This window comes from Burkholderia sp. E168m22 (assembly GCF_001319805.1).
In the GTDB taxonomy this organism is placed as follows: Bacteria; Pseudomonadota; Gammaproteobacteria; order Burkholderiales; family Burkholderiaceae; genus Burkholderia; species Burkholderia orbicola.
In genome coordinates this window covers 19,012-31,792 of sequence record NZ_BBSK01000151.1, presented here as the reverse complement: position 1 = coordinate 31,792, position 12,781 = coordinate 19,012, and the positions used below count along the sequence as shown (strand labels likewise).

The window sequence follows — 12,781 nt, the reverse complement described above, 5'->3', positions numbered from 1 at the left end:
GCGTCACATTATCGGCGCACGGCCGTGTCACCGCCATGTCCCGCGCCGCACGCACCGCGCCCGGCGGCGGGTCGAACACCGCTGGTACAATCGCGCCGATGCGCCGGGCGGGCCGCCCGCGCACGCCCAACCTTCGTCGAATCCCCGTATGGCAACCCCCGACGCCGTCAGTTCCGAACAATCGTGGTGGGGCGTTCTGGCCCTGGCGCTCACCGCCTTCATCTTCAATACCACCGAATTCGTGCCCGTCGCGCTGTTGAGCGCGATCGGCGACAGCCTGCAGATGCAGCCGACCGCCGTCGGCCTGATGCTGACGATCTACGCGTGGGCCGTCGCGGTCGTGTCGCTGCCGCTGACGTTCGTCACGCGCCACGTCGAGCGCCGCAAGCTGTTGAGCGTGGCGCTGCTGGTGTTCATCGGCAGCCATGTCGTGACCGGCGTCGCGTGGAATTTCACGGTGCTGATGATCGGCCGGCTCGGCATCGCGTGTGCGCATGCGGTGTTCTGGTCGATTTCGATCCCGCTCGCGGTGCGGCTCGCGCCGAGCGACCGCAAAAGCCGTGCACTCAGCCTGATCGCGATGGGCTCGGCGATCGCGATGGTCGCCGGGATTCCGCTCGGACGCGTGATCGGCGAGGCGTTCGGCTGGCGCGTCACGTTCCTGATCATCGCGGGCACGGCGGGCATCGCGCTGCTGTTGCTGCGCGCCACGTTGCCGTTGCTGCCGAGCCAGGGCGCCGGGTCGCTGAGCAGCATCGGCGTGTTCCTGCGCAAGCCGGCGCTGGTCGCGCTGTATGCGATCACCGTGCTGGTCGTGTCCGCGCACTTCACGTCGTACACGTACATCGAACCGTTCGTGCAGAGCATCAACCATGCGAGCAACAGCCGGATCACGTACGTGCTGATCCTGTTCGGCATCGCCGGCCTGCCGGCCGCGGTCTGCTTCAATCGCGTCTATCCGCACCGGCCCGACGATTTCCTGCTGGCGTCGATCGTCGCGCTGTCGGGCTGCCTGCTGATCCTGTTCCCGTGCGCGCTGAACATCGTCACGCTGTCCGTGCACACACTGGTGTGGGGCGGCGCGATCGTCTGCTTCGGGCTGGCGATGCAGGCGTGGGTACTGAAGCTGGCGCCGGACGCCACCGACCTGGCCGTGTCGATCTACTCGGGGCTGTACAACGTCGGCATCGGCGCCGGCGCGCTGCTCGGCAACCATATCGCGGGCGACTTCGGGCTGCCGTGGATCGGCACCTTCGGCGGCGTGGTCGCAATCTTCGCGGCCGGGGTCGCGTGGGCCGCGTTGCGGCTGCACGCGAAACGGGAAGCGGCGCTCGCGGCCCCCGCGCCGTGAAGCCGCTGCCCGGCACGCCGCCGGTGCATCACGCGATCGAATAGCCGCCGTCGGCCACGAGCGCGTGCCCCGACACATAGCTGGCATCGTCCGACGCGAGGAACGCGACGACCGTCGCCATCTCGTCGGCGGATGCCCAGCGGCCGGCCGGCGTCGATTCGGCAAAGGCGAGCCGTGCTTCCTCCGACGCCCAGATGCCGCGGTGATGGAACGGCGTATCGATCAGCCCCGGGCACAGCGCGTTGACGCGCACGCCGCGTTTGAACCATTCGATCGAAGCCGTCTTCGTCATCCCGATCACCGCGTGCTTGCTCGCGATATACACCGACGCGTTCTCGAAGCCGATGACGCCGCCCATCGACGCATTGTTGATAATGCTGCCCTTGCCCTGACGCAGCATGATCTCGGCCGCGAACTTCATCGAATTGAACACGCCGCGCACGTTCGGCTCGAACACCCGGTCGTAGCTTTGCGCGTCCTGCTCGAGCATCGGCGCGAACACGCCTTCCGTGCCCGCATTGTTGAACGCGACGTCGAGCCGTCCGTGGGTCGACACCGTGAAATCGAATAGCTTGCGGAGCTCGGCTTCGTTCGCGACATCCGCGGCAAAGGCCGTTGCGTTGCCGCCGGCGGTCGCGATCTCGTCGACCAGTCGATCGAGTTCGGCCTTGCGTCGGGCGCTGACGACGACCTTCGCGCCGCGGCGCGCGAGTTCGATCGCCGACGCGCGGCCGATGCCGGAACTGGCGCCCGTCACGAGGGCGATGCGACCGTCGAGCGGGGCAGAGTGCGTGCTTGCGTTCATGATGCGTTTCTCCGTGAGGGGTGATCCGTTGCGTCGAAGCGACGTCTGATGCGCATTGTGGTCGTTCGACGTCGACAAAAAAATGGAACAATGGCGCATTCAGAATTCCTTTTTGGGGAATTAAAATCGCTTTTTCGCGAGCATCATAAAGGCTTCCCATGCTCAACCGCCTCGACATCCTGAAGATCTTTGCCGCGGCCGCCGCGGCGCCGACGTTTCGCGAGGCGGCCGCGCGGCTCGGCGTGTCGCCGCAGGTCGTCACGCGCGCGGTGCGCGAACTGGAGGAGATGCTCGGCGAAACGCTGTTTCACCGGACGACCCGCAGCATCCGGATCACCGCGTTCGGCCAGTCGTTCGCGCGCGAGGTGCAGGGCGCGCTGGCCGTGGTCGACGGGCTGTTCGGGCCCGCGACCGGCCAGCGCGACGAGCCGGTCGGCGTCGTCCGGATCACCGCGCCGTCGGGCATGGGGCGGCATTACGTGCAGCCGATCCTCACCGGCCTCATGCAGCGATATCCGGGGCTCGTGCCCGATCTGCGGCTGTCGGACGTGCCGTCGCCGGTGGTCGACGAGCAGATCGACATCGGCGTGCGTGTCGGCGCGATCGGCGACAACCGCTTCGTCGCGCGCATGGTCGGGCCGCTGCCGATGTGGGTGGTGGCCGCGCCGTCGCTGATCCGGCGGCTGGGCGAGCCGAAAAACCGCAAGGCACTCGAAGCGATGCCGGTGACGTGCCTGATCGATCGTGCAAGCGGGCGGCCGTGGCCGTGGATGTTTCGCGGCGAGCAGCAGTTCGTGCCGTCGTCGCCGGCTTACCTGACGGACGACACCGAGGTGGAGATCGAGGCCGTGTGCGCGGGGGTGGGAGTCGGCCAGTGTTCGGAATATCTGGTGCGGCCGTACGTCAGGAAGGGGCGCCTCGTGCGGGTGTTGCCGAGCCTCGAGCCCGAGCCGTGGAAGCTGCACGTCTATCGGCCGCGGCGCGGGCCGATGCCGCGTCGTATCCGGGTGGTGTACGACGAACTGGTGGCGAAGCTCGCGGAGGCGACGTGGCGGGAGTAGGGATCGTCGCGGCTGCGCCGTGGGCCGACACGCTGCGGCGTCATCATGGTGCCGACGCACCCGTATCGTTGATCCCGGGCGACTTTGGGCCGCCGTGGATCGGCGCCATCGCCACACGGCTCACTTCACCCCGCATCGTCAATGCGGCCCGTCGTGCCTGATCCCTGCCGCATCGAGCTGCCGAAGTTTCGCGTACAGCGTCGTGCGTGAAATACCGAGCTGCCGCGCGGCCGCCGACACGTTGCCGTCGTGCTCGTCGAGCGCGCGGCGGATCGCGTCGAGCGACTGTTCGTGCAGGCTCGCCTGCGGGCCGGCGGCCGACGCGACGTTGCACACGTCGGCAGCGTCTTCGAGCACATCGGCGTGCCGCGCCCTGGTCGCGCGATCGAGCGGCGCACGCACGGTGCGCACCCATACGTGGCTACCATCGTCGCGCGCGATCCGCTGCGGCGTACGTGCCGGTGTCAGCAACCGGCGCTGCTGCGCGGGCGTCGCGCCCGGAAACAGTTGCCGGAGATCGACCGGCGCCACCGGCCCGGCGGGCGCGAGATCGAGCATCTGGCGGGCCAGGCGGCTCACCGCGCGCACGCGGCCCGCTTCGTCGAGCGCGATGACGCCGGCGAGCGGCGTGCCGAGCCAGCGCGGATCGAATTGCACCTGCAGCAGATGGCAGTCGCGCAATATCGCATAGAGCCGCTGTTCGGCGGACAGCGATGCGTGCCGGAATGACTCGCGCAGCTGCGCGATATTGCGCCGGCCGATGCCGGTGATATCGAGCGCGCCGATCACTTCGCCGTCGAAACCCACGAGCGGCACGGCCAGACAGAACACTCGCGACAACTCGTCGAGATAGTGCTGCGCGCCCGCGACGACGGTTTCGGCGCCGTCGTGAATCACGCAGCTCGGCGCGGTCGTGCCGATGTTCGGTTCGACGATCCGGCGCCCGGCGACGATCGGCGTGAGCAGCGCGTCGTCGCATTGCGGGCTGCGGCGCGCATGGACGATCGTGCCGTGCGGATTGACGCACATGATCGTCCATTCGCTGCCGCCGAATGCGGCCCACAGCGGCTCGATCTCCTGCGCGACGCAGCGGGTGAGCCGCCGGTCCGCGCGCGATTCGGCGGGTTCGCGCTGCATTTCATAGCGGGCGGTTTGCCAGGGCCGCAGCCCGGCGTCGCGCGAACGCAGCCACGAACGCGCGACGCTGGCCGGCAACGCCGTTTCCGGCAGCGGCTCGCCCGCGGCGAAGCGGGCGCGGAGCCGGTCGAGGTCGACCGGCCGTGAAAGGGATTCAGGGGCCGTGTTCACGCTGCGCTCCATTTGAAGTCGAGGTCCGGGCCAGGCGTGGCGGCCTGGCGTGTCGCGCGAATGCGTAATATAGCCCGGTGCCCGAAGGCGGGTATTTTCCCGGGAAGGGGCGCCGCCGTGTGCGTCGGCGTGCGGCCGGCGGCGCCTGTTGCGTTCAATGCGGCAAACGCAGGATCGGCTTGAGCGTGATCCCCTTGCTGCTGTCTTCCGCCGCCTGGTTGATCTGGTCGAGCGGATAGAACTTTACCAGCCGGTCGAACGGAAACCGCCCTTGCAGATGCAGTTGCACGAGTTGCGGAATGAACGTCTGCGGCACGCTGTCGCCTTCGACGATGCCGCGGATCGTGTGGCCGCCGAGCAGCAGGCTGTTCACGTCGAATTCGGCCCTGGTGCCGAGCTTCGGCGCGCCGACCACGCCCATCGTGCCGCGCGAGCCGAGCGCGTCGATCCCTTGCGACAACACCGCCGGCAGCCCGGTCGATTCGAGCGCGAAGTCGACGCCGCCGCCGGTGATCTCCCGGATCGCGTCGACCACGTCGACCTCCCGGCTGTTGAGCGCGTGCGTCGCGCCGAGTTCCAGCGCCAGCGCGAGCCGCGACGGTACGATGTCGACCGCGATGATCGTCGTTGCGCCGGCGATGCGCGCGGCCATCACCGCGCTCATCCCGACCGCGCCCGCGCCAAAGCTCGCGAAGCTGCTGCCGGTGCGCACCGCGAGCGAATTGATGACGGCGCCCGCACCGGTCTGGATCCCGCAGCCGAGCGGGCCGAGCAGTTCGAGCGGCGCTTCCTTCGGCACCTTGATCGCGTTGTTTTCGCGGGCGAGCGCGTAGCTCGCGAACGACGACTGCGCGAAGAAATGATCGTGCAGCGGCTGGCCGGATGCGTCACGAAGCGCGGTCTGCCCGTCCGCGTCGGCGCCGCCGAAGTTCAGCGCGAAAAACTGCCGGCAATACGCGCCGTGACCGCCGACGCACGACGTGCAGTGACCGCACGCGCCGTAGGTCAGCACGACGTGGTCGCCGGCGGCGAGCGTCTTCACGTTCGGGCCGACCGCCTCGACCACGCCGGCGCCTTCGTGACCGAGCACGGCGGGAAGTGGCACCGGATAGTACTGGTCGCGCACGATCAGGTCGGTATGGCACAAGCCGGTCGCGACGACGCGCACCAGCACTTCGTCGCCGCGCGGCGCGCGGATGCGGGCCGCTTCGATCGAGAAGGGCGCGCCGGCGGCGCGCGCGACGGCCGCGGTGACGGCGCGTGTGTCGTGTTCGGTGTACATGGTCGGTCTCCTCGTCAAATCGGATACGGCGGCGCTTCGCCCTTGATCGTCAGCCACTGCCACTGCGTGAATTCCTCCCAGTTTGCCGCACCGCCGATGCTCGAGCCATTACCCGATGCGCCGACACCGCCGAACGGGTTGATCACTTCGTCGTTGACCGTCTGGTCGTTGATGTGCAGCAGCCCCGTGTTCAGGCGCTCGCCGATCCGCAGTGCGCGTCCGACGTCGGCGGACAGGATCGCCATCGACAGCCCGTATTCGGTCCGGTTCGCGAGCGCGATCGCGTCCTCGTCGGTATCGAACGGCACGACGATCGCGACCGGCCCGAAAATTTCCTCGTCGAACGCCGGATTGCCCGGCGCGACGCCGCTCAGCACGGTCGGCTCGAAGAACAGGCCGCGATGGCCGCCGCCCGTCTCGATGCGTGCACCTGCGCGGCGGGCCGCATCGACCACGCTCGCCGCATGGTCGCGTTGCGCGGCGTTGATCAGCGGGCCGAGGCCGACGTCGCCGGTGGCCGGGTCGCCGACGCGCAGGCTGCGCGCTTTCTCGACGAGCTTCGCGACGAAGCGGTCGTGAATCGCGCGCTGTACGAGCACGCGGCCGGTCGCCATGCAGATCTGGCCTTGATGCAAATACGCGCCCCATGCGGTGTTCGCGACCGCGCGGTCGAGGTCGGCATCGTCGAGCACGATCAGCGAGTTCTTGCCGCCGAGTTCGAGCGATACCTTCTTCAGGTGGCGGCCGGCCGCTTCGCCCACCTTGCGTCCGGCCGCGGTGGAGCCGGTGAACTGGATCATCGCGACGTGCGGATCGGCGACCAGCGCCGCGCCGGCCGCGCCGTCGCCGGGCAGCACGTGCAGCACGCCTTCGGGCAGGCCGGCGAGCTCGAACACGCGGGCGATCGCGATGCCGCCGCACACGGCGGTGCGCGGATCGGGCTTCAGCACGACCGCGTTGCCGAGCGCGAGCGCCGGCGCGACCGCACGAATCGCGAGGTACAGCGGGAAATTGAACGGCGAGATCACGCCGACCACGCCGCGCGGGCGGCGGCGCGCGAGCGACAGCCGGCCGGCTGCTGATGGCAGCACTTCGCCGGCCGCGCGAGATGGCAGCCCGGCCGCTTCGTGCAGCGCCTTGATCGTGACGGACGTTTCGAACGCCGCCTTCGCGCGCGTCGAGCCGCTTTCGCGCACGAGCCAGTCGACGATCGCATCGGCGTGCGTTTCGGCGACGGCTGCGGCGCGGCGCAGGACGGCTGCGCGGTCGTCGTAGGGCAGGGCGAACCAGGCGGGCTGGGCGCGGTGCGCGGTCGCTGATGCTTCGGCGATGGCCGAGCTGTCGGCAAGACCGATGCGGCCGAGCGTGTTGCCGGTCGCCGGCTCGATCACGTCGGCCGCATGCGGGCTCGCATGCCAGCGGCCGGTGAAGGTCTTGCCGCGCCAGATGTCGGTGTCGAACAGTGCGGGGGTGTTGCTATCCATGTGCGCTCCTGGGGATTTCGGATCGGCCGGATCGTTGCGTGAGCGACGATCGGCATGCGCGCGAGGGTAGGGGACGGCGGTGAAACGAGGGTATCCGGGTTTTTTCCCATCCGTCGCGCCCGCATGGATTGGCGGGTGGATACGATTCGGTGTGCGGAAATTGAACAGTTGCCGTGTGGACTTGTGCCGCACGCCGCGTGATGACGTGGCAGATATTGCCGGTGCGGCATCGGCCGTTCACCGTCACCGTCTGGAGCCGCCGCGTCCAACCGCCGGCAGCAAGCTTATCGCGAGCGGTCGGGTACGCCAGGATTTACCGGCTGAGTGGTTCCAGTTCAACGGGGGCGACAGAAGTCGGAAGTGAAGAGGCGTCAGTTGCATCGAGCACGGGATGCCTTCAGATCGCGGGGCGCAGGCAGACCGAACTTGGTAAATAGCCTTGCCAGGTAGGACGGCGATTCGATCCCTACGCTCAGGGCTGCCGACAGCACGGTCGTGCCGGGAACATTCAAGAGCGAACGCGCGCGCATGACCCGTTGCCGGAGCTGATAATCGGTGAGGCTTTCGCCGGTCTCCTCGCGGAAGATCCGGGTGAGATGACGTCGCGATATGGCGAATTCCGAGGCGATTGTCTCGATATCGATCCGCTCCGCGAGCATGACGTCAAGGTACGCCTTGATTTCACTGACCAGTTGCCCGCGCGAAACCTTCGGATTGGCATCGCTCGGTGCGGCGCCGAGCACCGCCGCCACGCACGCCGACGCAATCAGCCGATCGACCAGATCGTTCTGATACCGCGCCATATCGTGCGCTTCCTCCGTTTCGTCGCCCGCGTCGAACTGTGTTTGCAAACGCAGTGCCCCAAGCAGAGCAGGCGGCGGCACGCAGTAGCGCGGTGCATCGCCCCCGTCGATCCGGACATTGGATTTGCGCGCACAAAACGAAACGAAGTCGCGCTCCGCATAGACCGCCGTATGGCAGTGCTCTCCGGGATTGCTCGCCGTGTCGTGAAAAATCCCGGCAGGAACCATCGCAAGCACGCCGGCGCCGATGCGTTGCGAATGTTTTGAACACTCCGAAGTCAGCGTCAGCGTGCCTTGACTCGGCAACAGGAACATGAACTCTTCGTGCTCGTGCCACGACGTCACGTAATCGGCCATCGTGATGCGACGGGTCGCAGCCACGCGGTCGGCGGGAATGTGCGATTTGGACGTCTGATAAAACATGGCGGGAACCTGCGACTTGGGACTTTATAAGGGACGGGCAACGCGCTGACGCCCATCGCCATGGCCCGATAGTGAGCATGTTCCGGCCCAAATGGAAGCGAATAAAAAACGCAGGCCGTGCATGCTGCGAGGGACGGCGGACTGGCCGCCGGCTTCGCAAAAGGCGGCACACCGATAGGCGGAGTTAATTAGGGAGCAAGCGCATGAGCATCGTACAACGTGTGCGGCTTGTACGGGTATTTTCCATCACCGACGAGGGCGGCAATCCGGCCCCGGTTGTGCTCGACGCGAACGGCTGGTCCGACGCGCAAATGAAAGAGGTGGCCCGCGCGTATGGTCTGGAAAGCGGGTTTGTGATGCGCGCCGTCGATCCGCACCATGATTTTCGCTTCCGCTTTTTTGTGCCCAACCACGAGATGGAGATGTGCGGACACGCGACGCTGGGCGCATTGTGGCTGCTGCGTCACACGGGCGCATGGCGCACGAACACGGCGCTGATTGAAACGCTGAGCGGCAGCATCGAAGCGCGGTACGACGCGTCCGACGCGCGGATCGAAGTCAGCCAGCCGGCGGGACGCGTCGAGCCGGTTGTCGACGCGGCGCTCATTGCCAGGACACTCGATGCATTGAACCTCGATGCGGGCGACCTGCTGCCGCTCGACATCGTCAACGCAACGACGAGCCGCACCAAAACGCTGGTGCCGGTCCGCACGACCTCACGGCTGAATGCGATCATGCCGAAACTCGACACAATCGAAGCGCTATGCGACGCGCTGTCGTCGACCGGTCTGTATCCGTTTGCGCTCGATGCCAATGCACCGCGCGTGTTCGACGCACGGCAATTTCCGCGCGCGTCCGGCTATTCGGAAGACGCGGCGACCGGCATCGCAGCGGCAGCGCTCCTGTACGGCGCGCATCGCCATGGGCTCGTCACCGGAGCGGGACGCGGCATCGTCGTGCGTCAGGGTGCGGCGATGGGACGCCCGTCCGCGATCACGGTGAACTTTCGCGATCCGGCCGATGCAAGCAGCGGTTGCTGGCTCAGTGGCCCGGTTGGTCTGATGGACGAGGCCTGAGTCATGTTGCTGGGCACACTCGAAGTCGATTTGTCGACACGCTCGTTACGACGTGATGGGAAGGCTATCCATGTCGGTTCGCGTGCATTTGACGTGCTCGCGGTACTGTTGTCGGCGGCGGGCCGTCTCGTCACGAAAGACGAGTTGATGGCCGCGGTCTGGCCCGGCACGGTAGTCGAAGAAAACAATCTGCAGGTCCATATTTCCGCGTTGCGAAAATTGCTCGGACCGCAACGCGACCTGATTGTGACCGTACCCGGTCGCGGTTACCAACTGACGCAGAGGTCAGCCCCGAGCGCGAATTTGACGCCGGCTACACCGCCCAGGCAGGGCGACAGCGATATTCCGCGACGGCACGGGGCGCTCACGGGACGCGACAGCCTAGTCTCCAATATTGCGGCAATACTGGACACGACGCATATATTGACACTGGTGGGCGCCGGGGGAGTCGGGAAAACGAGCGCGGCAATCGAAGTTGCTCATGCGGCAGTAAGCGGCCGTTTTGATATCACGCGCTTCGTCGCGCTTTCCGATGCTGCCTCTCCAGAAGCGGTCTTGCAGAAAATCGCGACGGCATTCGGCCTGTCGATACGGGACGACAGGTCGGCGGTGGACGCGCTAGTCGCCGCTTTGCCGCGAGACCGCACGCTGCTGGTGCTGGACAACGCCGAGCACGTCATCGACGCAGTCGCTCGACTGGTCGATTCAGTTTGCATGCGGCTTGGCAACTTGCGGGTACTCGTCACGAGCCGTGAGCCGTTGAGGGTATCAGGTGAGACTGTCTGCCACGTGCGTCCGCTCCAGGTGCCGCGTCCGGAGTCATCCATCGCAGAGCTGCTGGATTGTGAGGCAGTGCAGATGTTCTTGCAGCGCGCGCGACAGTCGGGTTGCGACCTTGATACTTTAAGAAAAAGCGCTCGTCTCGTTGGCGATATCTGCCGTCGGCTCGACGGTAATCCACTGGCGATCGAAATGGCAGTCGGGCGTATCGGTGCATTGGGCGTTCGAGGTGTTCACGGATTTCTCGACGATCGCTTCAAGTTGCTGACGCGGGGATACCGGACGGCGCTTGCGCACCACCAGACGTTACAGGCCAGCTTCGATTGGAGCTTTGCGTCGCTGAGCCCGTCGAGTCAGAAGCTCTTGGGTCACGTTGCGGCATTCCAGCGTGCTTTTACGTTCGAGGCATTGCGTGCGCTGGTATGCGATGCGCGGTATACGCTGTCTGACGTTGCCGGCGACATTGCTGAACTGACCGAGAAGTCGCTGGTGAGTGTCGAGCCGGGTAACGGCGAACATCGATTCTTTCTTTCCGAATCCGCTCGAGCATACGCGTTGCAAAAACGTCGCATCGGAGGGAAGGACATTCGAATGTTCGCGCACTATGCCGGGTACCACTTCAGTGCTTGTGAGGAAGCGTCGACCATTGGAACGGATGCGTTCAACGAGAAAGTGGAAGAGCGGGAGCTTGCCTACGCCATCTGAGCATGTAAGGCAATGGTAGGCCTCGACCCGCTGACGCGGCCTGAATGAATTGCAGCGAGCAGTTGAATCCGCCGCCCACAAGGGACAGTCGACATTGCGGAAAGCCAGCGTCCGCGCCGTCGCTTTACGACGTGTAGCCCGTCAGGAAAACCCTGATCGACTCCGCAGGCCGCCCGTTTTCAGCCGTTTTTCCCCGGTCGATACCGGCCGCGCCGCCGCCCGCCTCAGCGATATCCCGCACCCGCGCGATTGCGCTCCGGCAAGCCTTTCAGTCCGTGCATGTAGCTAAAGCAGGTATGGTGCAACGCAGTATTTTGCGTCCAAGGCTGAATTTTTATACCCATCAGGTATCAAAAAGCGCGACCAAAAGTATTGGACGCGCCATTTCCCCGCCGCGTATAAATCCGTTCCATGAATAGCCCACGCAGCGCGCTCCGCGTCCTCCGCCGCCCGAGATCGCATCGAAACCTGCGTCGTCAATCTGTCGGCGAGCCGCCAGCGCAAGTTGTCCGCGGCCACGATGCATGGCCCGATGCCGATGCTCGATGCGTACCTCGCACCCGCGACGGACTGACGAAAATCGCACGGTAATCGAGTCAGGCAAGGACCGTCACCCCCAAATACACATGGAGACAGCATCATGAGCGTCAAAGTTTTCGACACGACGGAAGTGCAGGATCTGCTGAAGGCCGCATCGAACGCGGCCGGGAATCGCGGAAATGGCACGAACGGCGACGCACGTACGCAGCAGATCGTGCTGCGCCTGCTCGGCGACCTGTTCAAGGCGATCGACGATCTCGACATCACGCCCGACGAAGTGTGGGCCGGCGTGAACTACCTGAACAAACTTGGTCAGGATAGCGAAGCGGCGCTGCTCGCGGCCGGTCTCGGTCTCGAGAAATATCTCGACATCCGGATGGACGCCGCGGACAAGGCGATCGGCCTCGACGGCGGCACGCCACGCACGATCGAGGGGCCGCTGTACGTGGCGGGCGCCCCGGTGCGCGACGGCGTCGCGAAGATCGACCTCGATGCGGACGACGGCGCGGGCCCGCTCGTGATCCAAGGCACGGTCACGGGCCTGGACGGCAAGCCGATCGCCGGCGCGGTGGTCGAATGCTGGCATGCGAATTCGCACGGCTTCTATTCGCATTTCGACCCGACCGGCAAGCAGAGCGACTTCAATCTGCGCGGCGCGGTGAGGACCGGCGCGGACGGCAAATACGAATTCCGCACGCTGATGCCGGTCGGCTACGGCTGCCCGCCGCAGGGCGCGACGCAGCAACTGCTGAATCGCCTCGGCCGCCACGGCAACCGCCCCGCACACGTGCACTTCTTCGTCGACAGCCCCGCTCACCGCAAGCTGACGACGCAGTTCAACATCGACGGAGATCCGCTGATCTGGGACGACTTCGCGTATGCGACGCGCGAGGAGCTGATTCCACCCGTGACCGAAAAGACCGGCGGCACCGCGCTCGGCATGAAGGCCGACGCGTACCAGGACATCGAGTTCAACTTCGTGCTGACGCCGCGCGTGCAGGGCAGGGACAACCAGATCGTCGAACGCCTGCGCGCGTCCGCCACCGCATAACCGCCGGCGGCACGGCGGCGCGCGAGCGCCACCGCTGCCGGCCGGTCACCCCGAGATTCAACCGATACCGATGCGAGCGTGCTTGCAGGACGCGGCACGCGCATGGGAGGAG

The 12,781-nt window shown here is 66.2% G+C and carries 10 protein-coding genes; 5 read left to right on the top strand and 5 right to left on the bottom strand.

The annotated features are described in order from the left end of the window. Positions 1–148 precede the first annotated feature (148 nt). Complete coding sequence (locus tag AP428_RS33330) at positions 149–1,351, top strand: sugar transporter (protein WP_011545522.1); 1,203 nt, start codon at positions 149–151, stop codon at positions 1,349–1,351. Positions 1,352–1,379: 28 nt separating this feature from the next. Here AP428_RS33330 and AP428_RS33325 read toward each other — a convergent pair whose 3' ends face one another. Then, on the bottom strand, positions 1,380–2,156 hold the full coding sequence (locus tag AP428_RS33325) for an SDR family NAD(P)-dependent oxidoreductase (protein ID WP_054928674.1): 777 nt from the start codon (positions 2,154–2,156) through the stop codon (positions 1,380–1,382). A 158-nt stretch (positions 2,157–2,314) separates the two neighbouring features. Between AP428_RS33325 and AP428_RS33320 the strand changes: the two genes are divergently transcribed. Beyond that, on the top strand, positions 2,315–3,217 hold the full coding sequence (locus AP428_RS33320; RefSeq protein ID WP_011545520.1) for a LysR family transcriptional regulator: 903 nt from the start codon (positions 2,315–2,317) through the stop codon (positions 3,215–3,217). A 138-nt stretch (positions 3,218–3,355) separates the two neighbouring features. Here the strand turns inward: AP428_RS33320 and AP428_RS33315 are convergent, their stop codons facing one another. The 4 genes from AP428_RS33315 to AP428_RS33300 all read right to left on the bottom strand — a co-directional run bounded on the left by AP428_RS33315 (position 3,356) and on the right by AP428_RS33300 (position 8,517). After that, entirely contained in the window at positions 3,356–4,525 is a 1,170-nt protein-coding gene (locus tag AP428_RS33315; protein WP_226292092.1) for a helix-turn-helix domain-containing protein, read from the bottom strand. A 154-nt stretch (positions 4,526–4,679) separates the two neighbouring features. Continuing rightward, the gene (locus AP428_RS33310) at positions 4,680–5,807 is read right to left on the bottom strand and encodes an NAD(P)-dependent alcohol dehydrogenase (RefSeq protein WP_054928673.1); all 1,128 of its coding nucleotides are present in this window, start codon (positions 5,805–5,807) and stop codon (positions 4,680–4,682) included. A gap of 14 nt (positions 5,808–5,821) precedes the next feature. Next, positions 5,822–7,291, bottom strand: a complete 1,470-nt coding sequence (locus tag AP428_RS33305; RefSeq protein WP_011545517.1) for a benzaldehyde dehydrogenase — start codon at positions 7,289–7,291, stop codon at positions 5,822–5,824. Between the two features lie 371 nt (positions 7,292–7,662). Further along, entirely contained in the window at positions 7,663–8,517 is an 855-nt protein-coding gene (locus tag AP428_RS33300; RefSeq protein ID WP_011545516.1) for an AraC family transcriptional regulator, read from the bottom strand. A 203-nt stretch (positions 8,518–8,720) separates the two neighbouring features. Here AP428_RS33300 and AP428_RS33295 point away from each other — a divergent pair, with 203 nt between their 5' ends. From AP428_RS33295 to catA, 3 genes are all read left to right on the top strand, one after another. After that, positions 8,721–9,593, top strand: coding sequence for a PhzF family phenazine biosynthesis protein (locus tag AP428_RS33295; protein WP_011545515.1), 873 nt, complete (start codon positions 8,721–8,723; stop codon positions 9,591–9,593). A 3-nt stretch (positions 9,594–9,596) separates the two neighbouring features. After that, positions 9,597–11,078, top strand: coding sequence for a winged helix-turn-helix domain-containing protein (locus AP428_RS33290; RefSeq protein WP_011545514.1), 1,482 nt, complete (start codon positions 9,597–9,599; stop codon positions 11,076–11,078). A gap of 640 nt (positions 11,079–11,718) precedes the next feature. Next, a complete protein-coding gene (catA, locus tag AP428_RS33285; protein ID WP_011545513.1) occupies positions 11,719–12,669 on the top strand; it encodes a catechol 1,2-dioxygenase in 951 nt (316 codons plus the stop codon). Positions 12,670–12,781 lie beyond the last annotated feature (112 nt).